The sequence below is a fragment of the Serratia proteamaculans genome (assembly GCF_949794035.1).
In the GTDB taxonomy this organism is placed as follows: domain Bacteria; phylum Pseudomonadota; class Gammaproteobacteria; order Enterobacterales; family Enterobacteriaceae; genus Serratia; species Serratia proteamaculans.
The window spans coordinates 3,844,770-3,865,914 of sequence record NZ_OX461105.1 but is presented as its reverse complement, the minus strand read 5'-3'; the positions used below and the strand labels follow the sequence as shown (position 1 = coordinate 3,865,914).

At 56.3% G+C, this 21,145-nt stretch carries 17 protein-coding genes and 6 tRNA genes; 10 read left to right on the top strand and 13 right to left on the bottom strand.

The genetic code is table 11. From position 1 onward, the window contains the following. Positions 1-24: 24 nt before the first annotated feature. From QOT07_RS18040 to fepD, 3 genes are read right to left on the bottom strand one after another with little or no spacing between them, the layout of a single operon-like run. Positions 25-828 carry an ATP-binding cassette domain-containing protein gene (locus QOT07_RS18040; protein WP_207978924.1) on the bottom strand — a complete coding sequence of 268 codons (804 nt, stop codon included), beginning with the start codon at positions 826-828 and terminating at the stop codon, positions 25-27. Then, positions 825-1,850 (bottom strand): iron-enterobactin ABC transporter permease, encoded by a 1,026-nt coding sequence (fepG, locus tag QOT07_RS18035; protein ID WP_283603690.1) that lies wholly within the window; start codon positions 1,848-1,850, stop codon positions 825-827. Before fepG ends, QOT07_RS18040 begins: the two co-directional genes overlap by 4 nt. After that, on the bottom strand, positions 1,850-2,923 hold the full coding sequence (gene fepD, locus QOT07_RS18030; protein ID WP_219016726.1) for a Fe(3+)-siderophore ABC transporter permease: 1,074 nt from the start codon (positions 2,921-2,923) through the stop codon (positions 1,850-1,852). Before fepD ends, fepG begins: the two co-directional genes overlap by 1 nt. Before the next feature lie 135 nt (positions 2,924-3,058). On the opposite strand from fepD, the gene entS reads away from it, so the two are divergent. Continuing rightward, positions 3,059-4,327 carry an enterobactin transporter EntS gene (entS, locus tag QOT07_RS18025; protein ID WP_099063660.1) on the top strand — a complete coding sequence of 423 codons (1,269 nt, stop codon included), beginning with the start codon at positions 3,059-3,061 and terminating at the stop codon, positions 4,325-4,327. Here entS and fepB read toward each other — a convergent pair. Beyond that, positions 4,314-5,273, bottom strand: coding sequence for a Fe2+-enterobactin ABC transporter substrate-binding protein (gene fepB, locus QOT07_RS18020; protein WP_283603689.1), 960 nt, complete (start codon positions 5,271-5,273; stop codon positions 4,314-4,316). The genes entS and fepB overlap by 14 nt on opposite strands. A gap of 197 nt (positions 5,274-5,470) precedes the next feature. On the opposite strand from fepB, the gene QOT07_RS18015 reads away from it, so the two are divergent. The 4 genes from QOT07_RS18015 to dhbA are packed head-to-tail and all read left to right on the top strand — an operon-like array spanning position 5,471 to position 9,932. Then, complete coding sequence (locus tag QOT07_RS18015) at positions 5,471-6,679, top strand: isochorismate synthase (RefSeq protein ID WP_099063662.1); 1,209 nt, start codon at positions 5,471-5,473, stop codon at positions 6,677-6,679. Between the two features lie 8 nt (positions 6,680-6,687). Then, a complete protein-coding gene (locus QOT07_RS18010; protein ID WP_283603688.1) occupies positions 6,688-8,316 on the top strand; it encodes a (2,3-dihydroxybenzoyl)adenylate synthase in 1,629 nt (542 codons plus the stop codon). 3 nt (positions 8,317-8,319) lie between these two features. Next, positions 8,320-9,174 carry an isochorismatase gene (locus tag QOT07_RS18005; RefSeq protein WP_099063664.1) on the top strand — a complete coding sequence of 285 codons (855 nt, stop codon included), beginning with the start codon at positions 8,320-8,322 and terminating at the stop codon, positions 9,172-9,174. Next, complete coding sequence (dhbA, locus tag QOT07_RS18000; protein WP_099063665.1) at positions 9,174-9,932, top strand: 2,3-dihydro-2,3-dihydroxybenzoate dehydrogenase; 759 nt, start codon at positions 9,174-9,176, stop codon at positions 9,930-9,932. The genes QOT07_RS18005 and dhbA overlap by 1 nt, the downstream gene beginning before the upstream one ends. Before the next feature lie 255 nt (positions 9,933-10,187). Here the strand turns inward: dhbA and QOT07_RS17995 are convergent. From QOT07_RS17995 to QOT07_RS17980, 4 genes are all read right to left on the bottom strand, one after another. Beyond that, positions 10,188-10,263, bottom strand: a tRNA-Lys gene (locus QOT07_RS17995). A 7-nt stretch (positions 10,264-10,270) separates the two neighbouring features. Further along, positions 10,271-10,346 (bottom strand) — tRNA-Val (locus tag QOT07_RS17990). 39 nt (positions 10,347-10,385) lie between these two features. Further along, a tRNA-Val gene (locus tag QOT07_RS17985) sits at positions 10,386-10,461 on the bottom strand. 40 nt (positions 10,462-10,501) lie between these two features. Beyond that, positions 10,502-10,577, bottom strand: a tRNA-Val gene (locus tag QOT07_RS17980). A gap of 292 nt (positions 10,578-10,869) precedes the next feature. Here QOT07_RS17980 and gltX point away from each other — a divergent pair. Next, positions 10,870-12,279 (top strand): glutamate--tRNA ligase, encoded by a 1,410-nt coding sequence (gene gltX, locus QOT07_RS17975; RefSeq protein ID WP_099063667.1) that lies wholly within the window; start codon positions 10,870-10,872, stop codon positions 12,277-12,279. 72 nt (positions 12,280-12,351) lie between these two features. Here gltX and QOT07_RS17970 read toward each other — a convergent pair whose 3' ends face one another. Then, the gene (locus tag QOT07_RS17970) at positions 12,352-13,137 is read right to left on the bottom strand and encodes a formate/nitrite transporter family protein (protein ID WP_099063668.1); all 786 of its coding nucleotides are present in this window, start codon (positions 13,135-13,137) and stop codon (positions 12,352-12,354) included. 307 nt (positions 13,138-13,444) lie between these two features. On the opposite strand from QOT07_RS17970, the gene QOT07_RS17965 reads away from it, so the two are divergent. Further along, positions 13,445-13,520 (top strand) — tRNA-Ala (locus tag QOT07_RS17965). A 60-nt stretch (positions 13,521-13,580) separates the two neighbouring features. Next, a tRNA-Ala gene (locus QOT07_RS17960) sits at positions 13,581-13,656 on the top strand. A gap of 125 nt (positions 13,657-13,781) precedes the next feature. On the opposite strand, the gene QOT07_RS17955 is transcribed toward QOT07_RS17960, so the two are convergent. Further along, positions 13,782-14,969 (bottom strand): NupC/NupG family nucleoside CNT transporter, encoded by a 1,188-nt coding sequence (locus QOT07_RS17955; RefSeq protein WP_099063669.1) that lies wholly within the window; start codon positions 14,967-14,969, stop codon positions 13,782-13,784. Between the two features lie 378 nt (positions 14,970-15,347). On the opposite strand from QOT07_RS17955, the gene QOT07_RS17950 reads away from it, so the two are divergent. Then, complete coding sequence (locus QOT07_RS17950) at positions 15,348-16,580, top strand: Nramp family divalent metal transporter (RefSeq protein ID WP_112348763.1); 1,233 nt, start codon at positions 15,348-15,350, stop codon at positions 16,578-16,580. Positions 16,581-16,624: 44 nt separating this feature from the next. Here QOT07_RS17950 and QOT07_RS17945 read toward each other — a convergent pair whose 3' ends face one another. Both QOT07_RS17945 and mgrA read right to left on the bottom strand, forming a co-directional pair. Further along, positions 16,625-17,035, bottom strand: coding sequence for a DUF2502 domain-containing protein (locus QOT07_RS17945; protein WP_283603687.1), 411 nt, complete (start codon positions 17,033-17,035; stop codon positions 16,625-16,627). A 230-nt stretch (positions 17,036-17,265) separates the two neighbouring features. Further along, a complete protein-coding gene (gene mgrA, locus QOT07_RS17940) occupies positions 17,266-18,255 on the bottom strand; it encodes an L-glyceraldehyde 3-phosphate reductase (protein ID WP_283603686.1) in 990 nt (329 codons plus the stop codon). A 248-nt stretch (positions 18,256-18,503) separates the two neighbouring features. Here mgrA and QOT07_RS17935 point away from each other — a divergent pair, with 248 nt between their 5' ends. After that, complete coding sequence (locus QOT07_RS17935; protein WP_283603685.1) at positions 18,504-20,165, top strand: alpha-keto acid decarboxylase family protein; 1,662 nt, start codon at positions 18,504-18,506, stop codon at positions 20,163-20,165. On the opposite strand, the gene QOT07_RS17930 is transcribed toward QOT07_RS17935, so the two are convergent. After that, a complete protein-coding gene (locus QOT07_RS17930; protein ID WP_219016721.1) occupies positions 20,141-21,031 on the bottom strand; it encodes a LysR family transcriptional regulator in 891 nt (296 codons plus the stop codon). The genes QOT07_RS17935 and QOT07_RS17930 overlap by 25 nt on opposite strands. Positions 21,032-21,145 lie beyond the last annotated feature (114 nt).

Genomic DNA, 21,145 nt, shown 5'->3' with positions numbered 1-21,145 from the left:
CAGCATGCTGGGCCCCTACAATATCTATGACTTACCCAGTGGTACCACCAGCGGCGTGTGCGAGACCGGATCGTCAATGATCATGCAGCGCAGGCCGTACACCTCTTCGATCAGTTCTGCGGTCACAATGTCCTTCGGCGCCCCTTCGGCCACCACCTTGCCATTGCGCATGGCAATCAGATGCGTGGCGTAGCGGCAGGCATGGTTGAGATCGTGCAGCACCACCACCAGCGTATGGCCGTTTTCACGGTTTAACTGACGCATCAGCTCCAGCAGGTCAATCTGGTGGGTGATATCCAGCCAGGTGGTCGGCTCATCCAGCAGCAGCAGTGGCGTTTGCTGCGCCAGCACCATCGCGATCCACACCCGCTGACGTTGTCCGCCGGAGAGCGTATCGACCGGTTGTTCGGCCAGCTCGAATACGCCGGTAGAGCACATCGCCTGGTCTACCGCTTGTTGATCCTCCTCACTCCAGCGACTGAACAGGCGCTGATGCGGATAGCGACCACGGGCCACCAGATCAAACACGGTGATATCACCCGGTGCGGTCGAGCTTTGTGGCAACAACCCCAACTGGCGTGCCACCTCTTTGGTGGCGTATTCGCTGATTTGTTTGCCGTTCAGCCAGACTGCGCCGGCCTGCGGTTGCATCAGGCGGCTGAGGGTGCGTAACAGGGTCGATTTACCGCAGGCGTTCGGCCCGATAATCACCGTCAGTTCGCCGTGCGGGATAGAGACGGACAGGTCGCTGGCGACAATTTTTTTGTCGTAGCCGAGCGTCAGATGTTCGGCGCGTAACGGCGCGGGCTGCAGGGGTTCAGCATTCATTTTTTACGTGACTCACGGATTAATAGCCAAATCAGATAAATGCCGCCCAGGCTGACGGTCAACACCCCGACCGGCAGCTGATAAGGCATAAACAGGCGCTGTGCAACGACATCGGCGAGCAGCAACAACAGGGCACCGATCAAGGCGGTCAGCAGCAGTACGCTGCGGTTGGCGCACAGGCGTCGTGCAATCTGCGGAGCCACCAGCGCAATAAAGGAGATCGGCCCGGCCACGGCGGTCGCGGCGGCCGTCAGCAACACGCCGATCAGCAGCAGCATAACGCGCGAGCGTTCTACCGGTACGCCGAGTGCGCAGGCGGTATCATCACCCATTTCCAGCAGCCGCATGCGGCGGGACAGGGTCAGCAACAGTAAGCAGCACAGCGCGAACACCACCAACACCGGCAGGCTTTTCGCCCAGTTCACGCCGTTGAGTGAACCGGCGCTCCACAGTCCGGCGGTCATGGCGGATTCCAGCGAGGCGCTGATGATCAGCCAGGTATTGCCCGCCACCAGCAGGGCGCGGACGGCAATGCCGACGATAATCAAACGGAAAGACTCGACGCCGTTGCGCCAGGCCAGCAGATAAATCAGCGCGGCGGTCAACAGACCCCCGACCAGCGCCCCGGAAGTGATGCCGATAACGCCGCCGTTAAACAGCACTATGGCCACCAGCACGCCGCTGTAAGCGCCGGTATTAAAGCCAATCACGTCCGGACTGCCGAGCGGGTTGCGCAGTATCGACTGGAAAATGGCACCGCTGATGCCCAGTGCCGCCCCCAGCAGCAGCGCCATCACCACGCGTGGTAAACGCCATTGGGTGACGATCACCGCCAGGTTGGCCGGGCCTTCACCGCGCAAGGCGTCGATCACCTGCGAGGCGGTCAGTGACAGAGCACCGGAACCCAGCGCGTAAATCGCCAGCGCCAGCACGGCCAGCAACAGTAGCAGCGCAGTCAGCGCCGGACGCGAAAGGGCGCGTAGTTTGTGGTTGGCCATCAGGCGGGCCGCGGACATCGACATTAGCGCTGCCTCCTGAACATATGGCGTTGCCGCACCAACATGATCAGCAGCGGTGCGCCAATCAGAGCGGTGACGATGGAAACGCGCAGTTCACCGGCCACCAGGAAGCGGCCGATCAGATCGGCGCTCAACAGCAGGATCGGGGTCAATACCAGCGTCCATGGCAGCATCCAGTGCAGCTCGGAACCGGCCAGCCGCCGGGCGATGTGCGGCATCATCAGACCGACAAAGGCAATCGGGCCGACGGCGGCAGTGGCACCACCACACAGCAAGGTAATCGCCAGCAGACCCAGCAACTGGGTACGCACGATACCGGTGCCCAGTGCGGTGGCCAATTCATTACCCATGCTCAGGCTGTTCAGTGACTTGCTCATCCACAGGGTAATCAGCGTACCCAGCAGGATCGGCAGGGCCACGGTACGCACCACCTGCATATTTTGAATATCCAGCGAACCGGCCTGCCAAAAACGGAGCTGATCGAACACCAGTGGGTTCAGCAGGGAAATCCCGGAGGTCATGCCCTCCAGCACCGCGGCCAGCGCGACACCGGCCAGCGTCAGACGTACCGGGTTAAGGCTGCTGCCGCCCAAAGCGCCTATTAGCGCCACCAGCAGCGCAGCGAACATCGCACCGGCAAAGGCAAACCACAGATATTGGCTGACCTCGGCAGCACCAAAGAAGGTGATCCCCAGTACCACGGCAAAGCCCGCACCGGCATTAACCCCGAGAATGCCCGGATCGGCCAGGGGGTTGCGGGTGAGGGTTTGCATCAGTACGCCGGACAGGCCCAGTGCGATACCGGCCAGCACGCCCACCAGTGTACGTGGCAGCCTGGCATTGGTAATTATGGTGCAGTCTGCACCGCTGCACTGGCCGTTCAGCGCCTGGATAACCGTGTCGAAGGGAATAGATTTAGCGCCAAGTGACAGGCTGAGTAACATCACGACCAGCAATGCACAAAAGGCAATCAGCAGGCCAAACAGCCTGCGGCGAAATGAGCGGGGAGTGCCGCCAATAAGACGCTCCCGGGGGGCAGGAACGGGCTGTGTGCCAGGGTGTGAAATCCGTAACATACCAATCCATTATTTAATTGAATATAAATGAGTTTTATTATCATTATTGATTGCTTTCATCTATGGTACCATGAGTCCCTTCGCTATTGCAGCACAGACGCTGCCCCTTTTTCTTTAGTTGTGGTGAGAAAGCTCATGAGTAAGCCCTCTATTTTGCTTGATTTTGGCCTGCTTAAGACCAATGGCGCGTTTCGTGCCGTTTTTTGCGCGCGTTTTATTTCCATTTTAGCGCTGGGGTTGATGGCCATTGCGATCCCGGTGCAGATCCAGGCCTTGACCGGGTCGACATTGCTGGTTGGTTTGTCCGTGACGCTGGCGGGCAGCGGCATGTTTGCCGGTTTGCTGATGGGGGGCGTGCTGGCCGATCGTTACGAGCGCCGTCGCCTGATTTTATTCGCCCGTTCCACCTGCGGCATCGGTTTTGTCGGTTTGTGTCTGAACGCCGCTTTGCCTGCCCCTTCATTAACGCTGATTTACCTGCTGGCCGTCTGGGACGGCTTCTTCGGTGCGGTTGGCGTTACGGCGCTGTTGGCGGCGACACCGGCACTGGTGGGGCGTGAAAATATCGTGCAGGCCGGGGCCATCAGCATGCTGACGGTGCGTTTTGGCTCGATCCTCTCCCCGGCGATCGGGGGGCTGGTGATCGCCAACGCCGGCGTGGCCTGGAACTACGGTCTGGCGGCATTTGGCACCTTGCTGACGCTGATCCCGTTGCTGCGCCTGCCGCAGTTGTTGCCACCCCCGCAGCCGCGTGAGCACCCACTACGTGCGCTGGCCGGGGGCTTTGGTTTCCTGTTCCGTAACCGGGTGATTGGCATGGTGGCGCTGATTGGCGCGCTGTTGACCATGGCCAGTGCGGTGCGGGTGCTGTATCCGGCGATGTCCGGCATGTGGCAGGTCAGTGCGGCGCAGTTGGGCTTTATGTATTCCGCCGTGCCGCTGGGAGCAGCGATTGGCGCCTTTACCAGTGGTCGGGTAGCCCACGTGGCGCGGCCGGGCTGGATGATGCTGATGACGGCGATTGGCGCTTTTGTCGCTATCGGCCTGTTCGGTTTGATGCCGTGGTATGGCCTGGCGCTGTTTTTCCTGGTGGTCTTCGGTTATCTGAGCGCGCTGAATTCACTGCTGCAGTACGGGTTGATCCAGAACCTGACGCCGGATGCGTTTCTCGGACGTATCAATGGCCTGTGGACGGCGCAAAACGTGGTGGGTGACGCCTTGGGCGCGCTGCTGCTGGGGGCTATGGGGGCGTTTATGCTGCCGGCGATGACCTCAACCAGTTTTGGCTTTGGCGTGGCGCTACTCGGTGTGGTGCTGGCTTTTGCGATGCGCGGTCTGCGTCAGGTGGGCCGTGGCGGGCAAGAAAGCGATCTCCAGCCCGCCGCAGAATCTACTGAGAAATAAACTGTTTTTCCAACAGCGTCAGCAGGTTGCTGGCGCTGTAGTAATCCAGCCGGAAGGTGTCACTCCCCAGCGCGTAAACCCGCTGGTGCTGCACCGACGGCAGGTCCGCCAGGAAAGGATTGGCCATCAGCCGCTGGACATCGCTGTCGTTGTTGGCGAACAGCATCAGCGTCTGGCCGTTCAGGCCTTCCGCCAGGTTTTCACCGCTCAGTTGAATAATGTCCTTACGCATCCCCATGCTGCGGCTGTTGTTCAGCTTGGCCGGGAGCGGTGCCAGGGTAAAACCCAACTGCTTGAGCATCTGCCCCTGGGACGAAGCGGCGGTCCACAGGTTGGCGGATTTGCCATCGGCGTTGAAGACCAGGGCGGAAATCGGTTGTTCCGGCAGTTTCATATGCTGCTTCAGTGATTTTTCACGCGCATCGAAATCACTGACCACTTTCTGTGCCTGAACTTCATGCCCGGTAGCCTGACCCAGTTCGGTCGCCAGTGCCTGCCAGCTTTTGTCGTCGTAATTGACCACCAGCACCGGGGCAATGGCAGAGAGCTGATCGTACAGGCGCAGGGCGGAATCGGCACCGGTGGCCGAGATGATAATCAGATCGGGGGCTTCACCGGCAATAGTTTCTGCGTTGGGTTCGCCGATATACAGACGCTTGACGCCCCGCTGTACCGCGATAGCGCCCCATTGATGGAAGAAGCCCTGTGAGTCCGCCAGACGGTTGCCGGGCGTGGTGGCGCCACTGGCGATCACCGGGGCGTCGATCGCCAGCAGGGTACCGGTGACGGTGACGCTGGTGGAAACAATACGCGCAGGGGGCTGGCTGAGTGTCACCACGCCGTGTGAAGTTTCAATTTTGCGCGGCCAACCGGCGTCTGCGGCATGGGCAGTACCGATGACCATCAGGCCAAACAGCACCAGGCTGAAGATCGGGTTCTTCTTCATAAAGCATCCTTAGAAGTTAAATAGTAATACTTATCATTTATATAATTAAAACTGCTGGTTTTATATCACGATTATGAATGGAAGAACTGTTTACATTTATTGACATAGCATATTCACGAGGGTAATTTAACGCGATTCAATACAAATGATAATCATTATTATACCGGTTATTGTTCATGATACGAAAGGGAGTACCGATGAGCGTTACAGTAAAGAGTTCCGGGCAGAAGAAGCCGCAAAGCAAGGATAGCGAACAGTCTGCTGCAGGCGTGTCGCCGACCTCCGGCTTTTTCTTTACCTCTCCTTTCCGTAGCCTGAGTACTCAAGGCTGCTTCGCCAAAATCACGCTGCCGGCCCAGGACGGGGACCAGCTTAACGGCGAGTTCCAGCAGGCGGTACAGCATGCTTTTGCCGAGGCCAAACTGGCGGGGGTGAAAAACCCAATACTGTGCGGTGCGATCCCGTTTGACACTCATCAGCCCTCCGCGCTGTTTATTCCCCAGCAAACCCAATGGTTTGAGCGCGATGCCTATTTGGCTGGCGTAGCTTCACCGCAGGACGCCCTGCCGGAAATTACTCGCCAAAATGAAGTGCCTGCCCAGCAACCCTTTATGCAGATGGTGGCGGATGCGGTGGAAGCGACCCGTGGCGACCAGTTGGATAAAGTGGTGCTGTCGCGATTGCTGGAGATTGAAACCCGCGAGCCGGTAGATCGCCAGGCGTTGATGGCGCGTATCATCGCCCAGAATCCTCATGGTTTCCACTTCCATGTCCCGCTGGAACAGGGGGCACTGTTGGGGGCCAGCCCGGAATTGCTGCTACGCAAATCCGGCGCGCAGTTCTACTCCAACCCGCTGGCCGGCTCTGCCCGTCGTGATGCCGATCCGCAGCGGGATCTGGAAGTCAGCCAGCAGTTATTGGTGTCAGAAAAAGATCGCTATGAGCACCAGTTTGTCACCGAAGGGATGCGTCAGGTGCTGGCCGATCGCTGCCGTTATCTGAATATCCCCACCGTTCCTGAATTATTGAGCACTACCACGCTGTGGCACCTGTCGACACCTATCGATGGTGAAGCCGCCAGCCGCGCTGAAAATGCGCTGTCGCTGGCCTGCCTGTTGCACCCGACGCCGGCGCTGTGCGGTACGCCGACCGCGTTGGCACATCAGGTGATTAAACAGTTGGAACCTTTTGATCGCGGCCTGTTTGGCGGCATCGTCGGTTGGTGTGACGCCGAAGGTAACGGCGAGTGGGTGGTGACCATCCGTTGCGGCACGGTGCAGGGCAATCAGGTACGACTGTTTGCCGGAGCCGGCATCGTACAAGACTCTTCGCCGGAATCCGAGTGGCATGAAACCGGCACCAAACTCAGTACCATTTCGCGGGCGTTTGGCCTGAACCAAGGATAGACATTCTGATGACCATTGCTTTTACCCCCTGGCCTGAGGCCTTGGCCCGTCGTTATCGTGAGCGCGGATATTGGACCGACCGGCCGTTGACCGACATCATCACTCGCCAGGCCAAAAATGACGCCATCGCGCTGATCGACCCGGAGCGCAGCCTGAGCTATCGCCGGCTTAATCAGCTTTCCGATCGGCTGGCCGCCGCCTTGCAGCGTCGCGGCATCCAAAGCGGTGACACTGCGCTGGTGCAGTTGGGCAACGTAGTCGAATTCTATGTGACCTTCTTTGCGCTGCTGAAAATTGGCGTGGTGCCGGTGAATGCGCTGTTCAGCCATCAACGCAACGAGCTGAACGCCTACGCCGTACAGATCAAACCAGCGTTGCTGATTGCCGATCGCCAGCATGGCTTGTTTGGCAACGATGAATATCTGACGGCTTTTCATGCTGAGCATCCTTCACTGCGCGTGGTGGCACTGCGTAATCAGGCCGAGGGCGAACAGTCGCTGGCGGCCTGGCTGGAAGAAGACAGCGGTGATTTTGTTGCGACGCCAACCCCGGCCGATCAGGTAGCATTTTTCCAGCTTTCCGGTGGTAGTACCGGCACGCCAAAACTGATCCCGCGTACCCACAATGATTACTACTACAGCATTCGCCGTAGCGTGGAAATTTGTCATTTCGATGTCGATACCCGCTATCTGTGCGCGCTGCCGGTGGCCCACAACTATCCGATGAGCTCCCCGGGCATCCTGGGCGTGTTCTATGGTGCCGGGCTGGTGGTATTTGCCAGCGATCCGGATGCCGGACAATGTTTCCGTTTGATCGAGCAGCATCAGATTAACGTGACGGCGCTGGTACCGCCGGCGGTCACGCTGTGGTTGCAGGCGATTGAAGAGTGGGGCGGTTGCCAGCAACTGGCCAGCCTTAAGCTGCTGCAGGTGGGCGGCGCCAAGCTGGGAGAAACCCTGGCGGCACGTATTCCGGCCGAGATCGGCTGCCAGTTGCAGCAGGTGTTCGGCATGGCGGAAGGCCTGGTGAACTACACCCGACTGGACGATGACGACCAGTATATTCTGACCACCCAGGGCTGCCCGATGTCGCCGGATGACGAGCTGTGGGTGGCCGATGATGAGGGCAACCCGCTGCCGGTGGGCGAAACCGGACGTCTGATGACCCGTGGTCCTTATACCTTCCGTGGCTATTACCAAAGTCCAGAGCACAACGCCGCCGCCTTTGATGACGACGGTTTCTACTGCTCCGGTGACCTGATCAGCCTGACCGAAGACGGTTATGTGAAGGTTGAAGGTCGTCAGAAAGATCAGATCAACCGTGGTGGGGAGAAGATCGCCGCCGAGGAGATCGAAAACCTGCTGTTGCGTCATCCGGAAGTGATCAACGCGGCGTTGGTTTCGATGCCGGACGAACTGATGGGTGAAAAAAGCTGTGCCTATATTATCGCGACCAGCGCGCTGAAAGCGGTGGTACTGCGCCGCCATTTGCGCGCCGAGGGCGTGGCCGAATTCAAATTACCCGATCGTTTTATACAGGTTGATACGCTGCCGCTCACCCCGGTTGGCAAAGTGGATAAAAAACTGTTGCGCCAACGCCTGGAGGCGCAACAACTGACTCTGGTCCAGGGAGAATAAGTCATGGCCATTCCAAAACTTAATGATTACGCGTTGCCGACTCAGGCTGAACTGCCGACCAACAAAGTGAGCTGGAAGGTGGAACCGCAGCGCGCCGCATTGTTGATCCACGATATGCAGCAGTATTTCCTGAATTTCTGGGGTGAAGACAGCCCGCTGATCAAACAGGTGGTGGAGAACATCGCCAACCTGCGCCGTTACTGCAAATCCCAGGGGATCCCGGTGTTTTACACCGCGCAGCCTAATCAGCAGAGCGATGAAGATCGCGCCTTGTTGAATGACATGTGGGGCCCAGGTCTGAATAAGCACCCGGAACAGCAGGCAGTGGTTGCTGCCCTGGCACCGGAAGCAGACGATACCGTACTGGTGAAGTGGCGTTACAGTGCTTTCCACCGCTCACCGCTGCAGGAGATTCTGCAGGAGTCGGGGCGCGATCAGTTGATCATCTGTGGCGTCTACGCGCATATCGGCTGCATGACTACGGCGATCGATGCTTTTATGCGCAATATTCAGCCGTTCATGGTGGCCGACGGCCTGGCCGATTTCTCCCGTGAAGAGCATCTGATGGCATTGCGTTATACCGCCGGCCGTTGCGGTCGCGTGGTGACCACCGCCGAGCTGTTGCCGGGCATTGCCAGCAAGGCTGCGCTGCGCCAGCAAATCATGCCTTTCCTCGATGAAGACAGCGAAGACATGGGCGACGATGAAAACCTGATCGACTACGGTCTGGATTCGGTGCGTATCATGGAATTGGCGGCACGTTGGCGCAAAATTCGCGGCGATATCGATTTTATCGCGCTGGCCAAGAACCCAACCATCGATGGCTGGTGGGCGTTGTTGTCAGAGGGGAAAGCCTGATGGAGCAACAGGGCGATTTCGCCGGTAAGCGAGTCTGGGTGACTGGTGCTGGTGCCGGAATTGGTCTGACAACGGCACTGGCGTTTGTGCAGGCCGGTGCCGAAGTGGTTGGCTTTGATAAACACTTTGGTGAGCCGGAATACCCATTCCGTACTGAAGTGCTGGATATCGCTGACAGTGATGCAGTAGACCGCGTGTGCGGACGTTTGCTGGCGGAGCAGGGGGATTTGGACGTGCTGGTCAACGGTGCCGGTATTTTGCGCATGGGGCTGACGGATGAAACCAGCACCGCAGACTGGCTGGCTTGTCTGGCGGTCAATGCCGGTGGGGCATTCAATATGTTCCGCCATGCCTTGCCGGTGTTTCGTCGCCAACGACGCGGTGTGATTGTCAGCGTAGCGTCCAACGCCGCCCATGTGCCGCGCGTCGGCATGGCGGCCTACTGCGCTTCTAAAGCTGCATTGCGCAGCCTGTGCCAAACCGTGGGGTTGGAAATGGCCCCTTATGGCGTGCGCAGCAACCTGGTTTCGCCGGGCTCGACCAATACGCCAATGCAGCGTGGCATGTGGCAGGATGAAACCGGTGAGCAGAACACCATTAACGGTTTCCCGGAACAGTTCAAACTGGGCATTCCGTTGGGCAAAATTGCTCAACCACAGGAAATCGCCGATGCCATTCTGTTCCTGGCTTCCGATCGCGCCAGCCATATCACTATGCAGGATATTGTGATTGATGGTGGAGCGACGCTGGCGGCCTGATAATCAGGTTCTACCTTCGCGATAGCCGTAAGGCGCTGCTTGCAGCGCCTTTATTAGTTGTCTTTAATCTCGAGATGCCCGGGCCTAGCGCACCGAGGGGCGCTCCGGCGGGCAAGCCGCTACGACCCCTTCGGCACGCTCTCCCTAATAACGAGCATTGTTAGTTGTATGGAGATATTGGGAGAATTACTGAGGTTTTGAGCGCTTCCGGACGTCAGATGCGAAAAAAGCGCCAAAAGGCGCTTTTTTCTGTAGTGGTGGGTCGTGCGGGATTCGAACCTGCGACCAATTGATTAAAAGTCAACTGCTCTACCAACTGAGCTAACGACCCGCAGAAGTGGTGGGTGATGACGGGCTCGAACCGCCGACCCCCTCCGTGTAAAGGAGATGCTCTACCAACTGAGCTAATCACCCACTTCAGAACTTCCGGGTACTGCCAAACAAGAGAATGAGTGGTGGGTGATGACGGGCTCGAACCGCCGACCCCCTCCGTGTAAAGGAGATGCTCTACCAACTGAGCTAATCACCCTCATTCTTCTCATTTCTTACTGCTTTACTACTCAACAAGATGGTGGGCGATGACGGGCTCGAACCGCCGACCCCCTCCGTGTAAAGGAGATGCTCTACCAACTGAGCTAATCGCCCCGTCTTGTTGGAGTCGCATTATAGGGATAGTTGAAAGTGAGTCAACGGTTTTTAAAATGATTTCAATCGTTCGCCGCAAATTTAAACAGGATGCGATATTTATCGCCCGCAATGACGGATCTTTGCACATGGTTATGCGAAACCTGCCGCAGAGATAACGAAATCAGGGGCAGCAATATCGTGTCAGCGTTGAGGAATTAGCGCGTGGTGGTACAATGTTGCCCACTTTTTTAAATTCCGAGCAATCGTCGGCAACCGCCGACACGCGTTGCGTAATAAGGCAGTGAACCCAATGAAAATCAAAACCCGTTTTGCACCGAGCCCAACCGGCTATCTTCACGTCGGTGGCGCCCGTACTGCGCTTTACTCCTGGTTGTTCACCCGCCATATGGGCGGTGAGTTCGTTCTGCGTATCGAAGATACCGATCTGGAACGTTCAACCCAGGACGCTATTGACGCAATTATGGATGGCATGAACTGGTTAAACCTGGATTGGAACGAAGGCCCGTACTTCCAGACCAAGCGTTTTGACCGCTATAACGCGGTGATTGACGACATGCTGGTGCAGAATACCGCCTATAAATGCTATTGCTCGAAGGAACGTCTGGAAGCGCTGCGTGAAACGCAGATGGAAAACGGTGAAAAACCACGTTACGACGGTCATTGCCGTGACAGCCAGTGCAGCCATACCGACGACGAACCCTACGTGGTGCGTTTCCGTAACCCGCAGGAAGGCTCGGTTATCTTCGATGACAAGATCCGTGGCCCGATCGAATTCAGCAACCAGGAGCTGGATGACCTGATCATTCGCCGTACCGACGGTTCACCGACCTATAACTTCTGCGTAGTGGTGGATGACTGGGATATGGAAATCACCCACGTGATCCGCGGCGAAGACCACATCAACAACACCCCGCGTCAGATCAACATTCTGAAAGCGCTGGGCGCGCCAGTACCGGAATACGCGCACGTTTCGATGATCCTCGGTGACGACGGCAAAAAACTGTCGAAACGCCACGGTGCGGTAGGCGTAATGCAGTATCGCGATGACGGCTACCTGCCGCAGGCGCTGCTGAACTATCTGGTGCGTCTGGGTTGGTCCCATGGCGATCAGGAAATCTTCTCTATTGATGAGATGAAAGAGTTCTTTACTCTGGAAGCGATCAACAAATCTGCCAGCGCCTTCAATACCGAGAAGCTGCAGTGGCTCAACCACCACTACATTAACCATATGCCTGCCGAAGAAGTGGCGGTGCACCTGGCGTGGCATGTTGAGCAACTGGGGATTGAAACCCGCAACGGTCCTGAGCTGAAAGATATTGTTAAGCTGCTGGGCGAGCGTTGCAAAACGCTGAAGGAAATGGCCGAGTCCTGCCGTTACTTCTACGAAGACTTCAGCGAGTTCGACGCTGATGCTGCCAAGAAACACCTGCGTCCGGTTGCACGCCAGCCGCTGGAGGCAGTACGTGCCAAACTGGCTGCTATCACTGCCTGGACCCCGGAAAACGTGCATGACGCCATTCAGGGCACGGCTGATGAGCTGGGTGTAGGTATGGGCAAGGTCGGCATGCCGCTGCGCGTAGCGGTGACCGGTGCCGGTCAGTCACCGGGTATGGATGTTACCGTTCATGCTATTGGTCAGAAACGTTCTCTGCAGCGCATCGACCTGGCGCTGGCTTTCATTGCCGGGCGTGAAGCTTAAGGCTGATAGTTTCCCAGCCTGTAAATGAAAAGGCCCCGTGGAGCAATCCCGGGGCTTTTTTATCGGTGTCGATCAGGCCTGTTCGCTGGCCGGAACGGCGGGGCGGTAGGCGAGGAAATACATCAGGCCGACGAAGCCTGCGCCGCCCAATGCGTTACCGAGAAACACGGCGGTGAAGTTGGGCAGATACTGGCTCCAGCTCATGCCACCGGCAAAGATGGCCGCCGGGATAATGAACATGTTCGCCACCACGTGCTGGAAACCGATAGCGACGAAAGCCATCACCGGGAACCACATGCCAATCACCTTGCCCGGCACGTCTTTGCTGGCAAAGGCCAGCCATACCGCCAGACACACCAGCCAATTACAGCCGACGCCGGAAATAAATGCGTGCAGGAAGTCAGCATCCACTTTGGCTTGCGCGATGGACAAGGTTTTGTGCAGGAATGCCCCTTCTGTCAGGCCAAGCAGGTGGCCAAAGAAATAGGCAACGGCCACGCTGCCGGCCAGGTTGGCCAGAGTGACCCAGAACCAGTTGCGCAGAATGGCAAACAGCGATATTTGGCGGGCAAACCAGGCCATCGGCAGAGTCATCATATTACCGGTCAGTAACTCTCCTCCGGCCAGAATTGTCAGGATCAGGCCGATCGGGAACACGGCGGCGCCCAGTAATGCCCCAAACGAGCCCCATTCGGCCGGCAGGGTGCCGATCACATGGATATCCAGCAGGAAGCCGGTAGCGATAAAGGCACCGGCGAGAAAGCCCAGAATGAGCAGATTGGCGAGTGACGCCTGGCTTTTGTTTACGCCGGCCTGAATGGCTAACGCAGCGATTTCTTTTGGTGAATGCAACGACATAACTGACTCGGTTTATAGTTGTGGATTTTACGACGCGGGCAGTCTATGCCTGTGGGGATGATGACTCAAGCGTATTTCGCTAACATTCCATTAAATAAAAATCAACACAATGGATAAGGTTTTTTGTATTTTGTGAGATGACCAGGGTAATGGCTGATTTTTACCCGTCCTGGCGATTTTTTAGCGTGAAACGCGCTGATTTGGCGGCTTTTTCAGCGCTTGATCGAGTAATTCAATTTAGCCGTTGACAGTGTTTCAGGGGTTTCATATTATGCGCCCCGTTCACAGGATTTTGTGATTGTGGATTGGGGCTATAGCTCAGCTGGGAGAGCGCTTGCATGGCATGCAAGAGGTCGACGGTTCGATCCCGTCTAGCTCCACCAACCTTTATCTCAGAAGGGTTGGGGAATACCGTAACGCCGGTTAAAGCGTACCACTTTTGTGGGGCTATAGCTCAGCTGGGAGAGCGCTTGCATGGCATGCAAGAGGTCGACGGTTCGATCCCGTCTAGCTCCACCACCATTTAAAAAGCCGACCTCAGGGTCGGCTTTTTGCTTTCTGTCTTTCCTCCTCCATCCCGAACACCGAATTACAGCCATTAAAAAAGGCCGCCGAAGCGACCTTTGTCTCACTGAGGTTTCGGCTTAGCCCAGAACCAGGCCTGCGATGGACGCAGACAGGATGCTGACCAGCGTAGAACCGTATACCAGCTTCAGACCAAAGCGGGACACCACGTTGCCCTGATGCTCGTTCAGCCCTTTAATCGCACCGGCAACGATACCGATGGAAGAGAAGTTGGCGAAGGAAACCAGGAACACCGACAGGATCCCCATGCTGCGAGGAGAGAGTTCAGCAGAGATTTTCTGCAGTTCCATCATCGCCACGAATTCGTTGGAAACCAGTTTGGTCGCCATGATGCTGCCTACCTGCAACGCTTCGTGCTTAGGAATACCCATAATCCAGGCGAATGGATAGAAGAAGTAGCCCAGGATTTCCTGGAAGCTCAGGCCGAAGATGGCGCTGAACAGGCCGTTGAGCGCGGCGATCAGGGCGATAAAGCCGATCAGCATCGCAGCAACGATAATAGCTACTTTAAAACCAGCCAGAATGTATTCACCCAGCATTTCGAAGAAGCTCTGGCCTTCGTGCAGATTGCCCAGATGCAGTTCTTCTTCTTTACTGGTGTCATACGGGTTGACCAATGACAGCACGATAAAGGTGCTGAACATGTTCAGTACCAGCGCGGCGACCACAAACTTGGCATCCAGCATGGTCATGTAAGCACCGACGATGGACATGGAAACCGTAGACATCGCGGTTGCTGCCATGGTGTACATGCGCTTTTCTGACATCTTGCCCAGAATATCTTTATAGGCAATGAAGTTTTCAGACTGGCCCAGGATCAGCGAACTGACGGCGTTGAAGGATTCCAGCTTGCCCATACCGTTTACTTTTGACAGCACGGTACCAATAATGCGGATGATAAACGGCAGTACTTTAATGTATTGCAGAATACCGATCAGCGCAGAGATGAAGACGATCGGGCACAGTACCTTCAGGAAGAAGAAGGCCAGACCTTTATCACCCATACCGCCGAATACAAATTCAGTCCCTTGCCCAGCAAACCCGAGCAGCTTGTCAAACAGCGCTGCGAATCCTTTTACAAAGCCTAAACCCGCTTCCGAATGCAGGAAGAAATAGGCCAGCAGTACTTCAATAACCAACAGTTGTATAACGTAGCGAATGCGGATGCTTTTACGATCGCGGCACACTAACAGTGCCAGAACCGCAACCACCACTAACGCCAACGCAAAGTGCGCAATATGGGACATGTTTGCTCCAAACTTGAGGCAGGCTGAATTTCGGATGTCATTTTATGTAACGCCACGTTTAAAAACGAGAGGTCTATTGCAAATATGGAAAGTCATAGTGGGATATGTCTTAAATTAGTACGGTAAAGCATAAAAAATCAAGAGCTTAATGAAACCATATGAAATTCCTATTCCTGTGCTAATTCCATTATAAGACCGATTGTGCTCTGAATCAGGCTCGGCAGAGTACGGAAAATATCCATCTACCCGCTAAACCTTTCGTTAAACCCGTGGTTTTTCTCTATCGCAGAGATAAGTATTACCGCTCTAAACGCACTTGATAATTATTATCATTTACATAAAATAACCTCAGGCTTAATAGACGTAAGGGTTCAGAGCATGCTGAACAGTCGCGTGGTAGAGACCACTCAGCGCCCATCCAGAAAGATCAAACTCTCCCTGATGGGGCCCGCATTTATCGCGGCTATCGGCTATATCGACCCTGGCAATTTCGCCACCAATATCCAGTCAGGGGCTTCTTTTGGCTATACCCTGCTGTGGGTGGTGGTGTGGGCCAATGTGATGGCGATGCTGATCCAGCTGTTGTCCGCCAAACTGGGCATTGCCACCGGTAAAAACCTGGCGGAGCACATTCGCGATCGTTTTCCACGCCCAGCGGTCTGGGCCTATTGGGTGCAGGCAGAAATCATTGCGATGGCGACCGATCTGGCCGAGTTTATTGGTGCGGCTATCGGTTTCAAACTGCTGTTGGGCGTAACGCTGCTGGAAGGGGCGATCCTGACCGGTATTGCCACCTTCCTGATCCTGATGCTGCAAAAACGTGGGCAAAAACCGCTGGAATGGGTGATTGGCAGCCTGCTGCTGTTTGTCGCCCTGGCTTATATGGTGGAGCTGGTGTTCTCCCAGCCGCAGTTGGGACCGTTGTTAAAAGGCATGGCGCTGCCGGATTTGCCGAACGGCGATGCGGTGTTTCTGGCTGCGGGCGTACTGGGCGCTACCATTATGCCGCACGTGATTTATCTGCATTCGTCGTTAACCCAGGCCGCTGGCGAGAATTCAAAGGCCGATCGCTATGCCGCTACCAAGTTCGATGTCGCCATTGCCATGACCATCGCCGGGTTTGTTAATCTGGCGATGATGGCCACCGCCGCCGCCGCTTTCCATTTTAATGGTCATAGTGGCGTCACCGATCTCGACCAGGCCTATCTGACGCTGCAACCTTTGCTGGGGCAGGCGGCAGCGACCATTTTCGGGCTGAGCCTGGTGGCTGCCGGGCTGTCTTCTACCGTGGTGGGCACGCTGGCGGGGCAGGTGGTAATGCAGGGGTTCGTGCGCTTTTACATTCCGCTGTGGGTACGCCGCGTGGTCACCATGCTGCCGTCATTTATCGTGATTATGCTGGGGATGGACGCTACGCGCATTCTGGTGCTAAGCCAGGTATTGCTGAGTTTCGGGATTGCCCTGGCACTGGTGCCATTGCTGTCGTTCACTGGTAATCGTGAGTTGATGGGCGAGATGGTGAACAGCCGTACCATACAGACGATGGGTAAGCTGATCGTGGTGGTAGTGGTGGGGCTGAACGGTTATTTGCTGGTCAGCAGCCTGCTGTGAGCACCTGTTAAATGAAAGGCCGGCATGATGCCGGCCTTTTGCTGTTAGTCGTCGTGGTCACCATGACCATGGTGACCGTGATCGCGGTCATCATGGCGACGATCTTTCCAGTGGTGTTTATCATGATGCTTGTAGTAGTGCTTATCGTATTTGCGATAGCGGCCTTCATGATAGTAATAATTTTTGCGCCAGTAGTCGTTGTCGCGCCAGCGATAACCGTCCCAGTTGTAACCCCGGCGGTTGCGATCGCCCAGGTAGCGGCCCTGATGGCCCTGCCACCAGTCGCGGTCACGCCAGTCATAACCGTCCCAGTAACGGCCACGGTTGTCTTGTTCACCGATACGTAATGACACGCCCGGCATCAGATCGATACTGAGGCCGTCCGCCTGGGCTTGCTGCATGACAGGCACCGTTGACACCACCAACAGGGCGGCCAATAACAGAGGTTTAAACATGAATTCTCCTTTCCGCCGCAGCGGGTTGGCCGGTTTTATAAGTAATGAAGCGCGTTCATCAGTTTATAAAATGGCCTTATAGTTTTACCTGCAATAGCGGCATCTTAGCCTGTGGGGCTAGGGTTGAATCTTAGAGAGATTCTGAAAAGCGGTGTGGGGCAGCTGATTTAAGATTTGTCTGGCGAGGATAGACGATCGCCGGCGTGGGATCCGGCGATCATTGTAACCGATTACACTAATATTTGTTCGATCTGGGCAATTTCGGCATCGCTGAAGCTGCGGTTAGCCAGCATGCCTACCGCGTCTTCAATCTGACTGGTCTTGCTGGCACCAATCAGTACCGAAGTGACGCGATCGCCACGTAATACCCAGGTCAGTGCCATTTGCGACAGCTTTTGCCCACGCTGTTGCGCCAATGCATTGAGTCGACGCACTTTTTCCAACTTATCGTCGGTGAGCTGACCGGGCTGCAGAAACTGACTGCCGCTGGCGGCGCGCGAATCTTGTGGAATACCGTGCAGATAGCGATCGGTCAGCAGACCACCGGCCAGTGGTGAGAAGGCAATGGAACCTACGCCGTGTTCTTCCAGCGTATCCAGTAACTCGGGTTCAACCCAGCGTTCGAACATCGAGTATTTGGGCTGATGGATCACGCAAGGCGTGCCGAGTTTTTGCAGAATGCGAAACGCTTCGCGTGCACGGTCGGCCGGGTAGTTTGATAGCCCGACGTACAGTGCCTTGCCCTGACGCACCAGCAAATCCAGCGCGCCCATGGTTTCTTCCAGCGGCGTATCCGGATCGGGACGATGGTGGTAGAAGATGTCCACGTACTCCAGCCCCATGCGTTGCAGGCTTTGATCCAGGCTGGCGACCAGATACTTTTTCGATCCCCAGTCGCCGTAAGGGCCAGGCCACATGGTGTAACCGGCCTTCGAGGAGATAATCAGTTCATCACGCCAGGGCTTCAGGTCCGCGTTAAGAATACGGCCGAAGTTTTCTTCGGCGGAACCGGGAGGCGGACCATAGTTGTTGGCCAGATCAAAGTGGGTGATGCCGCGATCGAACGCGCAGTGGATCAGCTTGCGCGCATTGTCATACAGCGTGGTGTCGCCAAAGTTATGCCACAAGCCGAGTGAAATGGCCGGCAGTTTCAGGCCGCTACGGCCGCAGCGGCGGTATTCCATACTTTGATAACGTGAAGAATCAGCCTGGTAGAGCATAGGAACCCTTTTCAGCAGAGGTGGAATGAATTTTAGTGTATGCGTTTCCATTGCGGTTGTCAGAGTCGCCGATCACGCTTAATCGCCATAACGTTATAAATACAACTTATGAGGTATAACTTATGCCTGCCAAGGGTGCGTCGATGTAACGCTGGGTTGCCAATCCCTTTTTAAACACAAAGCTCGAAATTCATACCACATCTTCGATACTTAATACTGACAATCTCAACTGTTGGCAGGTGATGATCATGAATAAAACCTATAGGGTGGCCGATTACCTACTCGATCGTTTGGCTCAGATCGGTATCCGACATTTCTTTGGCGTGCCCGGGGACTACAACCTGCAGTTTCTCGATCATGTCATCGCTCATCCGCAGATCACCTGGGTAGGCTGTGCTAACGAGCTGAATGCCGCCTATGCCGCAGATGGTTATGCACGCTGTAAACCGGCTGCCGCTTTACTGACCACTTTTGGCGTGGGTGAACTGAGCGCGGTCAACGGCATTGCCGGCAGCTACGCTGAATACTTGCCGGTGATCCACGTAGTGGGTGCCCCCACATTACGTGCCCAGCAGGCTGGAGATTTATTGCACCATTCTCTGGGCGATGGCGATTTCGGCCACTTTGCCCGTATGGCGAAAGAGGTCACCGTCGCGCAGGCCAGCCTAACCGCCGACAACGCCGAGGCAGAAATAGATCGGCTGCTGACCATCGCCTTGTTTGAGCATCGTCCGGTTTATCTGCTGTTGCCGAGTGAGGTGGCAGAAGCACCGCTGGCATCCCGACCGGCACCGCTGATGCTGCGGCAGGCCCATTGTTCTCAGGTGTCACTACAAGCCTTTATCGCCGCCGCGCGGGAAATGCTGCTGCCGGTCAAGCGGGTCTCCCTGCTGGCGGATTTTCTGGCGGAACGCTTTGGGGCTGAAAAGGTGCTGGCACAGTGGATGAATGAGGTTGATATGCCACATTCAACCCTGTTGCTTGGCAAGAGCGTATTGGATGAAACCCATGCCTGCTTTACCGGCACCTATGCCGGTGCGGCCAGCGATCCGCAGGTGAAGCAACTGATTGAGGGCGCCGATGTCGTCATTAACGTCGGCGTGCGTTTTACCGATACCATTACCGCTGGCTTCACTCATCATCTGCCGGTGGAGAAATGCATTGATATTCAGCCGTTTGAAGCACGGGTAGGGCAGCAAGTCTTCAGCCAGATCCCAATGCGAGACGCGGTCATTGCGTTGCACCAGTTGACGCTGACGTTGGTAAAACAATGGCAATTACCGGCGATTAAACGCCCGGTATTACCGGATCCGAACGGCAGTGGTTTGGATCAGCACGGTTTTTGGCAACAGATGCAGGACTTTCTGCGGCCGGGCGACATTGTGATCGCCGAGCAGGGCACGGCCTGTTTTGGTGCTGCGGCGCTTAGTCTGCCGCAGGGCTGTCGGTTTATCGTCCAGTCGTTGTGGGGGTCTATCGGTTATACCCTGCCGGCGGCATTCGGTGCCCAGACGGCGGAGCCGGACCGTAGGGTGGTGCTGTTAATCGGCGACGGTTCGGCACAGCTCACCGCACAGGAGCTGGGCTCGATGCTGCGCGACGGGCTGAAACCGGTGATCTTCCTGCTCAATAATGACGGTTATACCGTTGAGCGGGCTATCCACGGCCCGCAACAGCGTTACAACGATATCGCCCAGTGGAACTGGACGCAGTTGCCGCAGGCGTTAGCCGGCGAACATCAGGTGAAAACGCTGCGGGTTACTGAACCAGAACAGTTGCGCCAGGCGCTGAGAGAAGTCGGCGACAGCCCGCAACTGGCTTTTGTGGAAGTGGTGCTGCCAAAGATGGATATTCCCGAATTGCTGGATACCGTCTCGCGCGCCATTCAGTCGCGTAACGCGGCGGCCTGATCCGTCGCGTTCTCCAGCAGGCGTTCCAGCAACCAATACCCCGCCGGCCCTGGCGGGGTCAGTTTCGACCAAACCGCATCCACTGAAATCAGCTTCGGCCATCCGCGTGGCTTAAGTTCGGTTAATTTGTCATGGCCATATTGCCGCACCAGCCAGTTCGGCAATGTGGCCCAACCGACCCCTTGCTCGGCCATTTCCAGCAGCATCAGGTAACTGGGTGCCGACCAGACCCGGCCCTGAGGACGGGACGCACCGGCGCCGGTGTAGGTGTTCAGATAGAGTTGGCGGGTGCTGGACAGTTGTTCCGGCGTGGGGGAAGGCGTCTGCGCCAGCGGGTGCGAGTGGGTGACGAACAGCCCCATCTCCGTCTGTTCCGGCAGCCGTGCAAAGCCGATATCCGGTGGATAGCTGGCCTGCACTTCCACCATACCCAGATGCGCACGGCCACTTTGCAACAGATCCAGTACGTCGCCGTCCTCGGCGATCATGCACTCCAGCTCTATGTCCTGATAGCGTTGTTCAAAGTGCTGCATCAGGCGATCGTGGTGGGTGGGTTGGTAGGTATCGGAAAAAACGATGGTCAGGCGGGGTTCTATATTGTCCGCCAGCCGAATACTCAGCGCGTCGAGTCGTTCGCTGGCCGTGAGAATGTCCTGCACATGGGCCAGCACTTTGTGACCGGCGGCGGTTAATACCGGCTGGCGTGCCTGGCGATCAAACAGGTTTAGCCCGAGATCGGCTTCCAGATTGGCGATCGCGGTACTGACAGTGGACTGACTTTTGCGCAGCTTGCGCGCGGCGGCTGAGAAAGAACCGAGGGCGGCGGCCTCAACAAACGCCTGTAGGGCTTCGGGAGAATAGCGCATGATGTATCTACTTTATCGATGGAACCTATTTTTAATCTACCCAAAAAATCGATGATAATCACCTGAGTTTAGTAGGGGGCGAATATATTCGCTCCAATTTATGCGGGCGCGGCA